Raw genomic sequence first — 17,886 nt, forward strand, 5'->3', positions numbered from 1 at the left:
GCGCTCCTTGGAAACACATGGAAAAAACGCTGATTATTGCCGAGAAACCCTCGGTAGCCCTTGATATCTCACGCGCCCTCGGCGGTTTCAAGCGTGAGGGCGATTATTTCGAAAGCGATCGTTACGTGCTGAGTTCCAGCATCGGGCATCTGCTGGGCCTGGTCGCGCCCAATGATCCGGTACGGGGCAAATGGAGCTTTACCCATCTGCCTGTCATTCCACCACAGTTCGAACTCGCCCCGGCCGACAAGAAGTCGACGGAGCGCTTGAAGATGCTGGTGCGGCTGATCAAGCGCAAGGATGTGGTCGACATCATCAACGCCTGTGACGCGGGACGCGAGGGTGAGCTGATCTTCCGCTACATCACCCAGTACGCCGGCACCAAGAAACCGATCAAGCGGCTCTGGCTGCAGTCGATGACGCAAGCCGCCATCCGCGAAGCCTTCGAGAACCTGCGCGACGACGAAGACCTGCAACCGCTGGAAGCCGCTGCGCGTTCGCGCGCCGAGGCCGACTGGCTGGTGGGTATCAACGGCACGCGCGCCATGACGGCCTTCAACAGCAAGGATGGCGGCTTCTTCAAGACACCCGTGGGCCGCGTGCAGACGCCGACCCTGGCCATCGTTGCAGAGCGCGAGGAACGCATCCGCCGCTTCGTTTCCCGCGATTATTGGGAAGTGCGCGCGCAATTCGTTGCCGCCGCCGGCCTGTACGAAGGCCGCTGGATAGACCCTGATTTCAAGAAAGACGAACGCGACCCGGAAAAACGCGAATCGCGCCTGTGGTCGCTGGCCGCCGCGCAAAGCGTGGTGGCGGCTTGCCGCGAGCAGCCCGGCACGGTCACGGAAGAGTCGCGTCCCAGCACGCAGCTGTCGCCCGCGCTGTTTGACCTGACCTCGCTGCAGCGCGAAGCCAACTCGCGCTTCGGCTTTTCCGCCAAGGCCACGCTGTCACTGGCGCAATCACTGTACGAACGCCACAAGGCGCTGACCTACCCGCGTACCGATTCACGCTATCTGCCGGAAGACTACGTGGCCACCAGCCGCGACGTCGTGGGTGCGCTGTCGCAAGGCGAATCCGCTGCCGCCGGCGTGCATCCGCATGCCCGCCGCATCCTGGAAGAAGGCTGGATACGCCCGAACCGCCGCATTTTCGACAACAAGAAAGTGTCGGACCACTTCGCCATCATCCCGACACTGCAAGTACCGCGTGAACTGAGCGAAGCCGAAGCCAAAATCTACGACCTGGTGGTGCGCCGCTTCCTGGCGGTCTTCTTCCCGGCCGCCGAATACCGCGTGACGACCCGCCTGACCGAAGTCAACGGCCACCGCTTCAAGACCGAAGGCAAGGTGCTGGTGCAGCCCGGCTGGCTGGTGCTGTACGGCCGCCAGGCCCAGGGCGATGACGCCAACCTGGTGGCAGTCGCAGACGGCGAGAAGGTCCGTACCGAAGACGTGGAAGCCGTCGGCCTGGCAACCAAGCCCCCGGCACGCTACAACGAAGCCACGCTGCTGTCGGCCATGGAAGGCGCGGGCAAGCTGGTCGACGACGAAGAACTGCGCGAGGCCATGTCCGAACGCGGCCTGGGCACGCCTGCCACGCGGGCCGCGATCATCGAAGGCCTGCTCAACGAAAGCTATCTGCGCCGCGAAGGCCGCGACCTGATTCCCACCGCCAAGGCACGCCAGCTGATGACTCTGCTGGCCGGCCTGGACGTACGGGAACTGACCTCGCCGGAACTGACTGGCGAATGGGAACACAAGCTCAAGCAGATCGAACAGCGCAAGCTGGACCGCGATGCCTTCATGCGCGAGATCGCGCAGATGACGCAAGTAATCGTCAAGCGCGCCAAGGAATACGAACGCGACACCGTGCCGGGTGATTACGCCACACTGAAGACACCTTGCCCGAAATGCGGCAGCGTCGTGAAGGAAAACTACCGGCGCTTTGCCTGCACGCAGTGCGATTTTTCCATCAGCAAGCATCCTGGCGGACGAACGTTCGAGCTGCCGGAAGTGGAAACCCTGCTGGAAAAGCGCGAAATCGGACCGCTGCAAGGCTTTATCAGCAAGATGGGGCGCCCATTCGCGGCCATCCTGCGCATCGACGACGAGTTCAAGCTGAATTTCGATTTCGGCCAGAACGACGACGATGACGAAGAAGAAACCGATTTTTCACAGCAGGAACCGCTTGGCGTCAGCCCCATCAGTGGCGGCAAGGTGTACGAGCACGGCATGCATTACGTGAGCGAACACGCCGTGGGGCCGAACAAGAACACGGCGGATTTCCGCTGCGGCAAGGTGATACTGCAGCAGGAGATTTCCCGCGAGCAGGTCGCCAAGCTGCTGCGCGACGGCCGGACGGACCTGCTGGACGGCTTCGTTTCCAGCCGGACCAACCGCAAGTTCAAGGCTTACCTGGTGCTGCAACCTGATGGCAAGGTTGGCTTCGAGTTCGAGCCGCGCCCCGAAAAGGGGGGCAAGGCGGCTGGCAAAACGGCGGCCAAAACTGCCGGGAAGACCACCAAAACGGCAGCCAAAACTGCCACCAAGGCGGCAACCAAGACGGCTACGAAGTCTGTGACCAAGACAGCGGCAAAGAAGACCCCGGCCAAAGCCGCTACCAAGACAGCCCGCAAGACTGCGAGCAAGAAGGGCGCTGCGGACGAGTAAACACGGCGGAGTCGCCGCTAGTTGCGCAAGAAGGGCGTGGAACAATTTTCCACGCCCTTCTTTATGTGCTGCCTGACACTGATCCAGCAGCGCGATAGCACAACTCCCGGCCCTCATTGGTCATGGCACGCGCCCCAGCCTCACCCGGCAGGGGATCTGTTGCCTTTTCGGAACGGTCTGACTCCCTGTGGGCAGTGAATGCTGCAAGTGCAAAAACGCAGGCCTATAATTCGCCCGGTCGGGCACTGCCTGTCTTTCACGTTCCTCATCATCATGATTCAGCACCGCGCGCCGTCGCGTACCTCCCTGGGCTGGCGTCCTAGCCGCCGTGAGTTTGTTCCCTGTAATCCTCGTAATGAAACGCCGCAAGACGGGCAGCAACATGCCCAGCAGCCGGGCAGCCTGAACGGCAAAAGCGGCCAGATTGCGTGAGTAGCAAACCCCGTTCCCCAGCCAAGGACAAGCGCCTGGATACCCCTGCCGCTGTACGTACCGCTGGCCGGACGGGCTCCGGAGAACCCGCCTGGCACCGCCTGGCGGACTCTCCGGTACATGGCAAGGGCGTATTCGCCGCCAGAGACATCCCTGCCGGAACCAGGATTCTCGAATACCTGGGCGAGCGCATCGACCAGGACGAAGCGGACCGCCGCCACCCCGTCAATCCCGACGACCCTTTCCATACCTTTTTTTTCGCCCTGAGCAGCGGCATCGTGATCGACGGCGGTGTCGATGGCAATGATTCGCGCTGGATCAACCATGCCTGCGCCCCCAATTGCGAAACCCAGGAAGGCCGGCACGGCAAACGGATCTACATTGTCGCCCTGCGTGACATCCGTGCGGGCGAAGAACTGAACTACGATTACGGCCTGGTAATAGACGGCCGGCAAACTCGCAAGCTCAAGGAACAGTATCGCTGCCTGTGCGGCGCCCCGGAATGCCGGGGCACCATGCTGGCCCCGCCACCGGCCAAACGCCGCAAGAAAAGCGCCAGTCTGGCGGACAAGAAGGCCAAGGCGGCGACATAGCGCCTGGTGCACCGGTTTCATCCCGGTCGCAAACTCCCCGCCCGGCACTCGTTCGGCCAGGAGTCTTTCGACCAGATCAGGCTGGCTGATTTGCCGCAACCTTTGCGGCCGCAACCAGCTCTTGCCGCCCCTGACTGCCCCAGACTGACCTTCACCGGCGGGAATTGCGCCGTGTCGTCCACAAAAGTATCCACAAGCGGCCTGATGCGGCCTTCCTGCGTCGTCCAGCAGCCCGCCATAGCCTGGAGATGCACAAGCAGCGTTTGCCGGGTACGATGCGTGCTGACCGTCCTGCGCGGCAGCCATGTCCAGCCCCGCCAATGCTGGCCCTCACTGACGCAGGCGCGGGCCTGCCACCGCAGGCAGGCGGCTGGTCGCCTTCCTCGCAAGGAATGCCGCCGTAACCGCCCGCCAGCGGCACCGGACCTGCCATCCCCGGCCCGTTCTCGTATCCAGTGTTTTATCAACAGAGTTATCCACAGCTTATTGCCATGTCCATCCTCGATGCCAAGCCCATAGTCGCCATCGCCACCGCGCCCGGCCGCGCCGGCATTGGCATCATCCGCCTGTCCGGGGAGGCGCTCGGCCCGCTCGTCCAGGCATTGCTGGGCCAGGAACTCAAACCGCGCCATGCACATTTCCTGCCCTTCCGGGATAACGACGGCAGCGCCATCGACGAAGGCATCGCCATCCACTTTCCGGCGCCACACTCCTACACCGGCGAAGACGTGCTGGAATTGCAGGGCCACGGCGGCCCGGCCGTCCTGCGCCGGCTGCTGCAACGCTGCCTGGAAGCAGGGCGGACGCACGGACTGCGGCTCGCTGCACCCGGTGAATTCACCCAGCGCGCCTTCCTCAATGGCCGGCTGGACCTGGCGCAAGCCGAAGCCGTCGCCGACCTGATCGACGCCAGCTCGGAAGCCGCTGCCCGCAGCGCTGTGGCATCCTTGTCAGGGGTATTCTCGGCCAAAGTCAACGACCTGGCGGAACGCATCATCCACCTGCGCATTCTGGTCGAAGCCACGCTGGACTTCCCCGAAGAAGAAATCGACTTCCTGGAAAAATACCAGGCGGCCGCCACCCTGACCGGCCTGCGCGAAGAACTGGCGGACATCCTTGCCAAAACCCGCCAGGGCGTGGCCCTGCGCGACGGCCTGAAAGTCGTGCTGGCAGGAGAACCCAACGTCGGCAAATCCAGCCTGCTCAATGCCCTGGCAGGCGAAGACATCGCCATCGTCACGCCCATCGCCGGCACCACGCGCGACAAAGTCACCCAGGAAATCCACCTGGACGGCGTCCCGCTGCACATCATCGACACCGCTGGCCTGCGCGACACCGACGACATCGTCGAAAGCCTGGGCATCGAGCGCAGCTGGAACGAAATCGCCAACGCCGACATCGTCCTGCACCTGCAGGACGCCCGCCTGCCGGTACAGGCCATCAGCGCCCGCATCCTGGCACACTGCCGCCCGGGCGTACCGGTGCTGCAAGTCTTCAACAAAATCGACCTGGTGGAAAAAGACACCGGCACGGCCTGGCAGCCAGCCACGGCGGCAAGCGCCCAGGATCAGCCCGTGGCCGGTTTGGAACACACACGCCATGCCCTGACCACCATCGGCATCTCCGCCAAGCGTGGCGACGGCCTGGACGCGCTGCGGCAGCAACTGCTGCAACTCGCCGGCTGGACCCCGGGCGAAGCCTCCCCCTGGCTTGCCCGCGCCCGCCACGTCGAAGCCCTGAACCTCGCCAGCGCCCACCTGGAAATGGCAGCCCTGCACGCCGCCCAAAACGACACCGTCCTGGACCTGTTCGCCGAGGAACTCCGGCTGGCACATGAAGCGCTGGGTGAAATCACTGGCAAGGTCAGCAGCGATGATCTGCTGGGGATGATTTTTTCCAGCTTCTGCATCGGGAAGTGAGCCAGACTCACAGTGACAGGAACAGCGCGGCGGCACGCTCGTCGTTCCCGCAGGCCCTCGGCCTACCCGGCCCGCACAGGCCGGCTGTACCCGCTACGTCTGTCCCCTCAGCCAAACACCGCCACAATCCCCATCACCCCCGCACCCGGCTAGTCTGCGCATAGATCACGCTGGCCAGGACGATGGCTGCCGTCGCGATCCAGTAGGGCGTGTGCATGCTCATGCGGTAGCTGGATGCGCCCAGCAGCGGGCCTATCATCATGCCCAGGCCCTGCGCAGCACCGCTCAGGCCGCCGACGCGGGCCTGGTCTCCGGCGTGCTGGGCCCGGTGCGTCAGCAGGCTGAGCAGGAAGGGCAGGAAGGTGCCCAGGCTGAGCCCGAAGAGGCCCATGCCGACCAGTTGCAGCGCAAAGCCGGCATCAGTGATCAACAAGCCTAGCCCGCACGCGCCCAGCAGGCCACCGACGAGCACCAGGCGGCGCTGGACGCGGGGGTCGGGGATGGAGATTTTCGAGAGTGCCATTTGCGCGCCGACCAGTGTGACGGCCGTCGCCATCAGGGCGGTGCCGGCATATTGCGTCGCCTGCGTGGCCTGCAGGTGAAATTGATCCTGCATCCTGAAGCCGGTGACCTGCATCAGGATGCCGTAGATGACGTAAAGCAGGACCAATACCGCCAGCGGCTGCCAGATATCGGCCCAGGCAGTGCGCGCGTGCTGCGCGGCATGGCTGGCCGCATGCGGATGGTCCGCGCCATGCCTGGCCATTTCTGCGGCCGACGGCAGGAATAGCCAGCAGGCGCCTGCCGCAACCAGCAGCAACACAGCCACGACATAGAAAGGCATCAGCAGGCCGGCGCTGGTGGCCACCGCCGCCAGGCCAGGCGAAGCCACCAGGCCCAGTGCGAAGCTGGCCCCCATGCCCGCCAGCGCCCGCGAACGCGCCGCCCCTTCGGTAACGCGGGCGATATAGGCCTGGGCAGTGGGCAGCAACGCAGCCGAGAACGGCGACAGCATCAAGCGGCTGAAGACGAGCATGGCAAAGCAGGCAGACAACGAGATGATGCCTTCGCCGCGCCAGGACATGGTGTAGCCGAACAGCAGGTTGAAGACCACCATGGTCAACAGCGAACCGGTGCAGATGGCCTTGGCTGAGAGGTATTGCCCAAGCTTGCCCCAGACCGGCCCGAACAGTACGAACGCCAGCGCAGCCGGCGCCACCACCCAGCCCAGTTGCGTTTCGCTCAGGCCCAGCCCGCGCCCGGTCGCAGGCAGGATGGCGAATACGCAGGACATGCCGGTGGCGGCAGCGAAAAGCGCCAGGTAAATACTGAGTAGGGCGCGCGAAACCTGCCGCTGCGATGGCGTATCCGCCCGCGCCGGGTGTTGTTGGGATGTCATGTTGCCTGTGGAGGAAATGAAGGGATACGAGGAGAACCCGGCGAGCGCCGAGGCGATGCAGCACCGCAAGCGATGCTGATCATTTGATCAGTCTATCAACTGACTAATCAGAACGTCAATGCCACGCTGTGACAATGACGTTTCCTCCACTATGATTAGCAGCTTGGGCAACACAGCCCCGAACCCATGCCGGCCGCCCTCTGGCGCAGCGCAGCCGGCCTGCTGCGGCCATCCGGCCGGGCGGCTTGCCCTGGCGGCAATGGCACCGGCCATGCTTTCCGCAGGAATGATCCCTATGCCCGAACTCCGCAAGGTCTATACCACTGTCGATGCCCGTGACCGCATTGTGGCCGCCGCGTTAACCGTTTTCGCCAAGCACGGTTTCGATGGCGCCACCACCCGCGAGATCGCCGCCGAGGCCGGGGTTTCCGCCGCGCTGATCCACCACCATTTCAAGGACAAGGAAAGCCTGTGGAACCTGGTGGGCCAACGCATATCCGATGAATTCATCGAGGCCCTGCAGGCCGCGCTGGCACACCCGCAACAAGACACCGGCGCAAGCATGCAACAGATGCTGGCGGCCTACATGCGTTATTGGCGCGCCCATCCGCAATCCCTGCGTTTCCAGCTCTGGCGTGTGCTGGGCGCTCCCCGGCAAGAGCGCAAATCGCGCTCGCAACAATTGAACCAGTTGTTCGTGCCGGTGGTGCAGGCGGCGCAAGCAGCCGGCGTCCTGCGCGACGACGTGCCGCCCGGACTGCTGCTGGTGACCATGGGGGGCTTGGTGCAGTATTTCCTGCACAGCGATGTGGAAGCGTCCGATGCGCTGGCCGTAACCGGTGCCGCCATGCCCAGCGACACAGAACTGCTGGATTATCTGTGGGGCCTGCTGGCGCAGCCGGCCGGCCTGGCGACGGGGCAAGACAAAGGGCAGGGGCAAGCCCACGGACCAGACCCTGAGCCAAGCCCAGAACGGGGCAATAAACCAGGCCAAAAACCGGCAGACGGCACGCCCGCCAAGCCAGCCACGGCCGCCAGGCGGCGGCGTGCCAGCCCAGGGCCCGCAAGAGCAAAGAAAGAGGACTGACGCCAGACGCCTGGCGTTTGCACCCGGCCGGCAATCGCCTACAGCACGTCTCCTGCCCCCCAGCCCAGCGCCTTGTAGACCGCCACCACATCCACAAAGGAAGCGGTTTCAGCCTCGGCGATTGCCTGCCTGGCCTGGAACAGCGCACGCTGGTTCTCCAGCACTGCCAGGTAGGCGCCAGCACCCGCGCGATAGCGCTTGTCCGCGATATCGAACGCCGCTTCGGCATGCCGCGCCGATTGCAGCAAGGCCGCCATCCTGCGCTGGTTGTCAGACAAGCGTGTCACGGCATTTTCGACTTCTTCCTGGGCTTGCAGCACGGCCTGTTCGTAGCGTGCCTGCGCGCCTTCGGAAAGGGCTTCTGCACCCCGCAGCCGCGCCCGCGCATTGCCCAGGCGCAAGGCCGGCCAGCTCAAGCCCGGCGCCAGCTGAAACGCCCGCGACGCGCTGCCCAGGTCACCATCCCGCAAGGCAAAGAAACCGATGAAGCCGCCCAGGTCCAGGCGCGGGTAAAGCTCGGCCGTGGCCGCTCCGACATCCTCGACACTGGCTGCCAGCTGGCGTTCCGCCCGCACCACATCCGGACGACGCCGGATCAACGTATCCACGTCGCCCAGCGGCAACTGCCTGACCCAGATGCCCGCCGTCCGTTCACCCGGTACGCCCAGGCCTTGTCCCGGCCGTTCTCCCGCCAAGACATCCAACCGGAAATGAGCCTGCTGCAAGGCCGTGTCCAATGGCGCCAGCGCTGCCACGCTGCGCAACTTCTGGCTCTTGGCGTTTTCCAGGTCTTCGGGCAGGCCGCTGCCAGCGCGCACCATGGCGTCGGTCAGGCGCACGGTTTCGTCCCAGTTGGCAATTTCCTGCTCAGTCACGGCTATCTGGCGCTGCAACCCTTGCGCTTCGAAATAAGTACGAGCCACCTCCGCCGCAATGCTCAGGCGCATCAGCGTCAGTTCCGCCTGGGCGGCATCGGCGCGCGCCAACGCAGCCTGCTGCAGGCGCTCCAGCCGGCCGAACAGGTCGATTTCCCATTGCATGTCGAAACCTGCTCGCCAGGATTCCGACAACATGCGTGCCGGCTCGCCATCAGCACCCATTTGCTGCTGAATGCCGCGCTCATAGCCAGCGCTGGCAGTGATACCCGGCGTCCGATCCAGGCGGCGTTCATCAAACACCGCCCGGGCGGCATACCACGAAGCCTGGGCCTGCCGAATGTCGTGGTTGCGTGCCAGTGCGGCATCTATCCACTGCTCCAGGACAGGATCGTCAAACAGGGTCCACCAGCGAGCCGGCAAAACGGCATCAGGCGCAGTAAAACCGGCCGCCTGCGCACTGGCCAGCGCGATCGGCGGCTGTTCCGGGGTTTCATAGCGCGGGCCGACCATGCAGCCACCCAGCAGGGCCAGCGCCCCCAGCACCAGCCCGCGCGCAAAGCGTTGTTCCATGGTCATGCCTCCAGCGCCTTTTCGGCCTCAATCAGTTGCCGGCTGCGCACCGTTTGCACCCGGTGGTCGCGCGCCAGCAGGGTGTAGATCGTCGGCAGCACAAACAGCGTGAACACCGTACCGATCAACATGCCGCACACAATCACCACGCCCAGCCCGAAACGGCTGTTGGCACCTGCACCGCTGGCAAACAGCAGCGGCACCACGCCAAAGGCCATGGCCGCAGTGGTCATCAGCACCGGCCGCAGGCGGATCTTCGCCGCGCGCACAATGGCGGTGGAACGATCCAGTTGCTCGCGCACCTGCAGTTCGTTGGCGAACTCGACCATCAGGATGCCGTGCTTGCTGATCAGCCCGATCAGCGTCACCAGGCCGATCTGGGTGTAGATGTTCAGCGTGGCCCAGCCCAGCGCCAACGGCAGCAGGGCGCCGCAGATCGACAGCGGCACGGTGATCAGGATGATGAGAGGATCGACCAGGCTTTCGTACTGCGCCGCCAGCACCAGGTAGATCACCACCAGCGCCGCCAGGAACGCGAACAGCAGGGCATTGCCTTCATGGACGTATTGGCGCGATTCCGATTGCCAGTCGTGGCTGAAACCCGGCGGCAGTTCCGCCGCCGCCTGCTCCAGAAAGGCCACCGCCTGCCCCAGGGACACGCCCGGCGCGGGAATGGCCTGCAGGGTGGCCGCGTTCTGCTGATCGAATTGCGGCAGGCGATTGGGCTCTACCGCCATTTCCAGCGTCACGACCGTGGACAGCGGCACCAGCGTTCCCTGTTCCGTGCGTACATACTGGCGCGCCAGGGCCTGCGGGGTCAGGCGCTGTTCGCGTACGCTCTGCGGAATGACATCGTAGGAACGGCCTTGCAACCCGAAGCGGTTAAGGTAGTTTTCCCCCAGCAGCACGCCCAGCGAATCGCCGATATCCTGCATGCGTATGCCCAGGCTGGCCGCCTTGGCGCGGTCGATGCGCACCTGGGTGACCGGGTTGTTGTATTCCAGGTCACTGTCGACCACGACGAACAATCCGCTGGCCCGCGCACGCTGCTTGAGTTCTTCCATCGTCTGGTACAGCACCGGATAATCCTGCGCGCTACGCAACACCATCTGCACCGGCAGGCCACCACTGGAACCCGGCAGGGGCGCCAGCTGGAAGACAAAAATGCTGCTGCCTTCGACATTGCTGACAGCCTGCTGCAGATCGGCCTGCACCTGCGCCGCCGAACGCTCGCGGTCGCCCCAAAGAGACAGGTTGATGCCGCCAAAGCTGGACGACGGGCCGTCGGTACCATTGATGATCCAGGTGCCCGTGGTTTCCGGGATGCCCAGCATGACGCCTTCGAGTTTTTCGGCGAAACGTTCGGCATACTCCAGGCTGGCGTGCTGGGGCGCCTTGATGGCAGTCAGCACGGCCGCCTGGTCTTCAGCCGGCGCCAGTTCGCGCTGCGGCATCTGGTACAGGAACGGCAGTGCCAGGCAAACCAACAGCGCAAAGCCACCGCTCAGCCAGCGCTGCCGCAGGGAGAACGCCAGGACAAAGCCGTAGCGCCGCGCCAGGCCGCTGAACACATGCTCTGCCATGCGCGCCAGGCGGCCGTCCTGCTGCCCTGCAGGCAGCAACAGCGAACTCATCACCGGTGAAAGAGTCAACGCCACCACGCCGGAAACAATGACCGCTCCGGCCAGCGTCAGCGCAAACTCGCGAAACAGCGCCCCGGTCAGGCCGCCCATCAGGCCGATGGGCGCATAGACGGCAGCCAGCGTCAGCGTCATGGCAACCACCGGCCCGGCGATTTCCCGCGCGCCCACCAACGCAGCCGCCACCGGACTTTTGCCTTCCTCGATATGGCGATGCACGTTTTCCACGACAACGATTGCATCATCCACCACCAGGCCGATCGCCAGCACCATCGCCAGCAGCGTCAGCAGGTTGATGCTGAAGCCGAAAGCCAGCATCAAGCCTGCCGCCCCCAGCATGGAGAGCGGAATGGCCACCACCGGGATGACGACGCTGCGCAAGGAACCCAGACACAGCCAGATCACCACCACCACGATCAGCACCGCTTCCAACAACGTATGCATCACTTCGCTGATGGACGCCTCGATGAAGCGCGCGGTTTCGAAAGCCAGTTCGACATGCACGCCTGGCGGCAAGGTTTTCTCGATTTCCGGCAACAGTTGGCGGATGCCGTCGACAATCACCAGCGGGTTGCCTGCCGGCGTAGAAAACAGGCCCAGGTGCACGGCGTTCACGCTGTCCATGCGCGCGCTGGTTTCGGTGGCGGCCGCACCCAGTTCCACCGTGCCGACGTCACGCAGGCGCACCAGCCCGTTACCGTCGTTGCGAATCACCAGGTCGCGGAATTCCTCGACGCTGCCCAGGTCGGTATTGACCCTCACATTGGATACCACGTACTGGCCGCGCACCTGCCCAGGCGCCGCCTGGTAATTGTTGCGCCGCACGGCATCGGCGACATCGCTGGCCGTCAGGCCGCGACCCGCCAGTTTTTCACTATCCAGCCACAGGCGCATGGCCAACTTCTGGCCGCCGAAGGTCTGCACCTTGGCAACGCCGTCAATACCGGAGAACAGCGGCTCGACCACGCGTGAAAGATAATCCGTAAGCTCCGGGGTGGACAGGCTGTCGCTGGAAAAGCCGACATAGGCCACGGCAGTCGAATCCCCGGCCGACAGCTCGACCACCGGATCATAGGCCTGGTCCGGCAGGCGGTAGCGCACCTGGTTGATCTTGGCCATGGTTTCCGTCAATGCCCGGGTGGAGTCACGGTTGAGCTCCATGCGCAGCGTCACCACGCTGCGCCCCTGCATGGATGAGGAAGACAGGTAATCTATGCCCTCCACCGAGGAAACCGCCTGGGCGATGGGCTGGGTGACGAAACCCTGCATCAGCTCTGCCGACGCGCCAGGGTATTCGGTGCTGACCGTCACGGTCGAGCTTTCCAGCAAGGGGTACTGGCGGATGGGCAACTTGCCCAGCGCAAACAACCCCAGCAATACGATCAGGCAGCTGACCACCAGCGCCAGCACGGGGCGGCGCACAAACACATCGGTGAATTTCATGCCCCGGCTCCCCCCGCCGTTCCGGCGGCGGCGCTGCCGGGCTGCCCAGCATCACGCAACGCATCGTTGGCCACGGCTTCCACCTGCATGCCATCGCTCAGCTTGATCTGGCCGGACACCACCACCTGGTCACCTTCGGCCAGCCCGGACTCCACTTCTACGCGGCCATCCCAGCGTTCGCCCGTCTTCACCGACACACGGCGCACGATCAGCCCTTTATCTTCTTCGGACCTGGCCACGAACACGGTCTGGCCGTAGGCGCTGTAGGTCACTGCGGTCTCGGGTACGGCCAGCACCACTTCCGGCTGAGGCCGCTGCACCTGTATGCCAGCGAACATGCCGGCGCGCAGGACACCGGTTTCATTAGGCAGGCTGGCCTGCACCTGCACCGTGCGCGACTCGCCTATCATCGGGTCGATGGCTGTGATGCGAGCCTCGAACGCCTGGTCGGGCCAGGCGTCCAGCTGCAGGGCAACCGGCTGGCCGACATGCAGATGACGCACAGCCTGCTCATCCAGCGAAAAATTCACATGCATGGTGCGAGCATCCACCAGGCTGGCAATGGCATCGCCGGCATTCAGGTACTGGCCCTCGTGGATGCGGCGTATGCCGACCACGCCATCGAAGGGCGCGCGCACGGCCTTCTGCGCGATCACGGCCTCAACACGGCGCAGTTCGCCCCGCGCCATATCCCTGGCTGCCGTGGCATTGTCGAGCTGCTCCTGCGTCGCTACCTTGTCGGCACGCAATACGCGGGTGCGCGCCAGCACCGTTTCGGCATTGCGCAACTGGGCCTGCAAACGCAGACGCTCGGCCTGTTCAGGCGCATCATTGATCTGTACCAACAATTGGCCAGCCTTGACCGACTGCCCCGACTCGAACGCGATGCGCGTCACACGGCCCGACACTTCCGCCGCCAGGCTCACCTGGCGCGCCGCTTCCAGCGCCCCCACGCCATGCAGCGCCCGGGGCGCCGCGATACGTTCCGCCTGCGCCAGCGCCACCTTGGTGGCCGGCCAGGCGCCGCCCGCCTGGGCGCTGGAACGGTCGGTCAACAGCAGCACCACCAGTGCCAACGCAGCCACGGCAACCGATACCGCGGCCATACCCCAAAAACCATTATTCTTTTTCATGATTCCATGACTCCCGCATCAGGGTTCTAGCGCAGCCGCGAGGGGCTGACGGCCAGCCGCTGACGCAGCCGGCTGGCAATGGCGGCGGCGATCAGCCCGCCCACCACCGAGGTATGTTCCAGCGCCCAGAACAGCGCCACCTGGGCCTGGGCTTCCGGCAAGGCCCAGAAGCGGTGCACGATCACCACTGCCAGCACCATGAAGACCGCCAGCGCCCCCGCACCCAACCAGAGCGCGCGATCCAGCACGATCAGCAAGGAACCGCCCAGCAGCACTGCCGCCGTGGCGATGTTGAAGAACAGGACCGGTTCCAGGCCGGCGGCGCGCATTTCCGCCAGCCCCCCCTGGAAGTCGATGAGCTTGGCCAGCCCCGACGACAGAAACACAACAATCAGCAGGATGCGGGCAAGCAACCAGAGCCATTTGCTATCCAAAGCGTTATCGACAAAATTGCGCATGCGCGTGACTCCAGAAGATCGAGCCGGCAAGCGCTGCCCGGCTCATGACAGATGGGAGAACAAGAACAATGCAGACTTGCATTGGAGGTTGAGCTGGACTATAAAACCTCAACTTAACTTGAGGTCAAGCATCATGGCGACGCAGCAACCCATTGATTTTTCTCGCCCGCTGACCGTGGGCGAAGTCGCGCACCGCAGCGGCGTGCCGGTGTCGACCATCCATTTCTACGAGTCCAAGGGCTTGATCGCGAGCAGTCGCAGCAGCGGCAACCAACGCCGTTTCCCGTCGGTCGTGCTGCGCCGCATCGCCATCATCAAAGTGGCGCAGCGCGCCGGCATTCCTCTGGAAGAAATCAAGGATGCGCTATGCCGCTATCCGGCCGACAGCAAATTGAGCGCAAAACAGTGGCATGAGATGTCGTCGCTCTGGCGCATCAGCCTCGATGAGCGCATTACCCGCCTGCAGCGGCTGCGCGACGAGCTGGACGGCTGTATCGGCTGTGGCTGCCTGTCCATGGAGGACTGTCCGCTGCGCAATCCTGGCGATATCCTGGGCCAGGAAGGGGCAGGGCCACGCATTCTGGAACGGCCCTGAACGACGGGCGGCCTGGCAGCCGCCCGTTGAGCACTGCAAGGTTCAGGGCTGGCCCGCTGCCAGCACCGTGCCCATGGCATCAAGCAGGAATGCCAGTTCATCCGGCGCAATCGTAAATGCCGGCGTCACATAGGCAATGCGCCCGAACGGACGTATCCAGACGCCGGCGTCGGCAAAGCGGCGCTTGAGCGCTTCGCGGTCATCGACCTGCCGCAGTTCCACCACGCCGATGGCGCCCAGCACACGCACGTCCGCGACCCAGGGCAGCGCCGCCAAGGGCATCAACCGGGCGCGTAGCACCCCTTCAATCGCCGCCACCTGCGCCAGGCGCGGCTCCTGCTCGAACAGGTCCAACGAGGCGTTGGCCGCCGCGCAGGCAAGCGCATTGCCCATGAATGTCGGGCCGTGCATGAGCGCATGGCCTGGGTCGTCCGACAGAAAGCCCTCGAAGATACGCCGGCTGGCCACGGTTGCCGCCAGCGGCAGGGTACCGCCGGTCAGTGCCTTGGACAGGGTGACAATGTCCGGCCGGACACCCGCCTGCTGGAACGCGAACATGGTGCCGGTACGCCCAAAGCCGGTAAAAATTTCATCGAAGATCAGCAGCAGGCCATGTCGATCGGCCAGCCGCCGCAAGCGCTGCAATACGGACGAGTCATGCATCAGCATGCCGCCGGCCCCCTGCACCAGCGGCTCCACCAGGATGCCCGCCAGCTCGTGGACATGGCGCGCCAGATAATCGTCCAGTGCGGCTTCGGCCTCGTCATCGCCGGGCAGGGCGACGATATCGTGCCCGATCAGCATGCCCGCAAAACGAGCATGCATACCTTCTTCCGGATCGCACACGGCCATCGTGCCCAGGGTATCGCCGTGGTAGCCGCCACGGAACGCCAGAAAACGCGTACGGCCATGCTCGCCCTGATTGAGCCAGTACTGCACCGCCATTTTCATCGCCACTTCCACCGCCACGGAACCCGAGTCGGTATAGAACACCCGCTCCAGGTCGCCCCCCAGCATGGTGGCCAATCGGCTTGCCAGCCGCAGTGCCGGTTCATGCACCAGGCCCCCGAACATCACATGCGGCATGGTATCTAGCTGGCACCGCACGGCATCCGCGATATGGGGATGGTTGTATCCATGGCAGGCCGTCCACCAGGAAGCCACGCCATCTATCAGCGTGCGCCCATCCGCCAGTTCGATCCGGCTGCCGGCGGTACGCACCACCGGCAACGGTGGCGTTGCGGTCTGCATCTGCGTGTAGGGCAGCCAGATATGCCGCTGCCCCTGTGCCGCCCAGTCACTGGAATATGCGTCCATGCGATTCGCACCTTATAACAATTAAAGATAAATGAGTGATTTTGGCAACGTGATAAAAGTCAATTAACGCATTTTGAACGACGATTGCCATTCCGATTTTCCTGACTAAAATGCGGAAAAATGCGGCCCGGCGAGTGTACCCACATCTTCGGCCGCATCAATATGTAGCCAAAATGCATTCTTCTTCTCCTAATTAATGTCAAAAATAGACCACCTGCTGCAACCACACCTGGACCGTGCACGCGCCAGCCATACCTTGCGGCAGTTGCGGCCGTGCGGTCCCGCGCCTGCCGGCCATATCCAGCGCGACGGCCGCATGTTGGTGAACTTCTCCGGTAATGACTACCTGGGCCTGGCGCGCCACCCGCTCTTGGCCTACCGTGCCCGGGCCTGGACTGCGACATGGGGCACAGGCGCCCAGGCATCGCGTCTGGTCTGCGGCACGCTGGAGATACACCAACAAGTGGAAACGCGCCTGGCCGCGCTCAAGGGCACGGAAGCCGCCTTGCTGCTGGCCTCGGGCTGGCAGGCCAACGCCGCCATCCTGCCCGCGCTGTTTGCCGCGGCAGATGGCAGGCATCCGCCGCTTGTTTTCTGCGACCGCCTCAATCACGCCAGCCTGCACATGGGATGCCAGGCCGCCGGCGTGCGCCAGATACGCTACCGCCACAACGATCTGGCCCACCTGGAAAGCCTGCTGCAGATGCGCGTTGGCGAACCCGGCACACGCTTCATCGTGACGGAAAGCGTATTCAGCATGGATGGCGACCAGTCCGATGTGCCCGCGCTCGCCGCGCTGGCGCACCGCTATGACGCCTTCCTCTACCTGGACGAAGCGCATGCCACGGGCGTGCTCGGCCGGCACGGCATGGGCCTTTCCTGTGGCGTGCCCGGCGTGGATCTCGCCATGGGCACCTTCAGTAAAGCGCTGGGCGGCTTTGGCGCCTATATCGCAGGCTCGCGCACCCTATGCGACTACCTCGTGAATACCTGTTCCGGGCTGATATACACCACGGCTTTGCCGCCCGCCGTGCTGGGCGCAATGGATGCCGCGCTCGAACTGGTGCCCGCCATGGACGCCGAACGGCAACAACTGCACGCGCACGCCGCGGAAATCCGCAGCGTGCTGCACGAACTGGGCCTGGATTGCGGCAATTCCAGCACGCAGATCATTCCAGCCATCGTCGGCGATGCCGGCCGCGCCCTGGCCTTGAGCGACAGCCTGCTGCAGCAGGGCTGCCTGGCCATCGCCATCCGGCCACCGACGGTGCCTGCTGGTACCAGCAGGCTGCGCCTGGTATTGTCCGCCGCCCACGGCGAGCAGGATATCCACCTGCTGGCTGACGCCTTGCGGCGTACCATGGCGCAAGCACCGGGCCGGGGTTGAACATGCACGACACCTCCGCCACCCGGCCAACAGCCCCGGCAGGCGCGCCGGCCGCACACGGCCTTACCCTGCTGTTCGTCCATGGCTGGGCCTTCGACGCATCGTTCTGGGATGAAGTACGCGCCCACCTGACCCTCCACTTGCCCAGTTACCCGCAGCAAGTGCTGGATGCCGGCTATTTCGGTGCACCGGCCCAGCCCGGTATACTCCCTGCACCGCCATCCGGCCACTGGCCCGCACATGCGGGCCCGGTGATTGCCATCGGACACTCCCTGGGCGCCATGCAACTGCTGGGCAGGCTGCCGCCACGCTGCGCCGGGCTGGTCATGATCAACGGCTTTGCGCGCTTCTGCCGCAGCCCGG

Annotated in this window: 12 protein-coding genes; 6 read left to right on the plus strand and 6 right to left on the minus strand. The window is 64.4% G+C overall.

All coding sequences use genetic code 11. From position 1 onward, the window contains the following. The first annotated feature begins 17 nt into the window (after nt 1-17). From EV679_RS00855 to mnmE, 3 genes are all read left to right on the plus strand, one after another. Nucleotides 18-2,672 carry a DNA topoisomerase III gene (locus EV679_RS00855; protein ID WP_130486320.1) on the plus strand — a complete coding sequence of 885 codons (2,655 nt, stop codon included), beginning with the start codon at nt 18-20 and terminating at the stop codon, nt 2,670-2,672. 533 nt (nt 2,673-3,205) lie between these two features. Then, nucleotides 3,206-3,697 carry an SET domain-containing protein gene (locus EV679_RS00860; protein ID WP_242611429.1) on the plus strand — a complete coding sequence of 164 codons (492 nt, stop codon included), beginning with the start codon at nt 3,206-3,208 and terminating at the stop codon, nt 3,695-3,697. Between the two features lie 491 nt (nt 3,698-4,188). Next, complete coding sequence (gene mnmE / locus EV679_RS00865) at nt 4,189-5,616, plus strand: tRNA uridine-5-carboxymethylaminomethyl(34) synthesis GTPase MnmE (RefSeq protein WP_130486321.1); 1,428 nt, start codon at nt 4,189-4,191, stop codon at nt 5,614-5,616. Nucleotides 5,617-5,749: 133 nt separating this feature from the next. Here the strand turns inward: mnmE and EV679_RS00870 are convergent, their stop codons facing one another. Continuing rightward, a complete protein-coding gene (locus tag EV679_RS00870; protein WP_130486322.1) occupies nt 5,750-7,015 on the minus strand; it encodes an MFS transporter in 1,266 nt (421 codons plus the stop codon). Nucleotides 7,016-7,310: 295 nt separating this feature from the next. Between EV679_RS00870 and EV679_RS00875 the strand changes: the two genes are divergently transcribed. Next, entirely contained in the window at nt 7,311-8,102 is a 792-nt protein-coding gene (locus tag EV679_RS00875; RefSeq protein WP_130486323.1) for a TetR/AcrR family transcriptional regulator, read from the plus strand. A 38-nt stretch (nt 8,103-8,140) separates the two neighbouring features. On the opposite strand, the gene EV679_RS00880 is transcribed toward EV679_RS00875, so the two are convergent. The 4 genes from EV679_RS00880 to EV679_RS00895 are packed head-to-tail and all read right to left on the minus strand — an operon-like array spanning nt 8,141 to nt 14,224. Then, complete coding sequence (locus EV679_RS00880; RefSeq protein ID WP_278043804.1) at nt 8,141-9,550, minus strand: efflux transporter outer membrane subunit; 1,410 nt, start codon at nt 9,548-9,550, stop codon at nt 8,141-8,143. Nucleotides 9,551-9,552: 2 nt separating this feature from the next. Further along, a complete protein-coding gene (locus EV679_RS00885) occupies nt 9,553-12,633 on the minus strand; it encodes a MexW/MexI family multidrug efflux RND transporter permease subunit (RefSeq protein WP_068373631.1) in 3,081 nt (1,026 codons plus the stop codon). Beyond that, a complete protein-coding gene (locus EV679_RS00890) occupies nt 12,630-13,766 on the minus strand; it encodes an efflux RND transporter periplasmic adaptor subunit (RefSeq protein WP_068373629.1) in 1,137 nt (378 codons plus the stop codon). The genes EV679_RS00885 and EV679_RS00890 overlap by 4 nt, the downstream gene beginning before the upstream one ends. A gap of 26 nt (nt 13,767-13,792) precedes the next feature. Further along, on the minus strand, nt 13,793-14,224 hold the full coding sequence (locus tag EV679_RS00895; protein ID WP_068373626.1) for a DoxX family protein: 432 nt from the start codon (nt 14,222-14,224) through the stop codon (nt 13,793-13,795). Between the two features lie 133 nt (nt 14,225-14,357). On the opposite strand from EV679_RS00895, the gene soxR reads away from it, so the two are divergent. After that, nucleotides 14,358-14,819: a redox-sensitive transcriptional activator SoxR gene (soxR, locus tag EV679_RS00900; RefSeq protein WP_068373623.1), complete on the plus strand. Its 462-nt coding sequence runs from the start codon at nt 14,358-14,360 to the stop codon at nt 14,817-14,819. A 42-nt stretch (nt 14,820-14,861) separates the two neighbouring features. Here soxR and EV679_RS00905 read toward each other — a convergent pair whose 3' ends face one another. After that, nucleotides 14,862-16,136 (minus strand): adenosylmethionine--8-amino-7-oxononanoate transaminase, encoded by a 1,275-nt coding sequence (locus EV679_RS00905; RefSeq protein WP_068373620.1) that lies wholly within the window; start codon nt 16,134-16,136, stop codon nt 14,862-14,864. A 196-nt stretch (nt 16,137-16,332) separates the two neighbouring features. Here EV679_RS00905 and bioF point away from each other — a divergent pair, with 196 nt between their 5' ends. After that, nucleotides 16,333-17,523 carry an 8-amino-7-oxononanoate synthase gene (gene bioF / locus EV679_RS00910; RefSeq protein WP_130486325.1) on the plus strand — a complete coding sequence of 397 codons (1,191 nt, stop codon included), beginning with the start codon at nt 16,333-16,335 and terminating at the stop codon, nt 17,521-17,523. Nucleotides 17,524-17,886: the final 363 nt, after the last annotated feature.

It is taken from the genome of Kerstersia gyiorum (assembly GCF_004216755.1).
GTDB lineage: Bacteria > Pseudomonadota > Gammaproteobacteria > Burkholderiales > Burkholderiaceae_B > Kerstersia > Kerstersia gyiorum.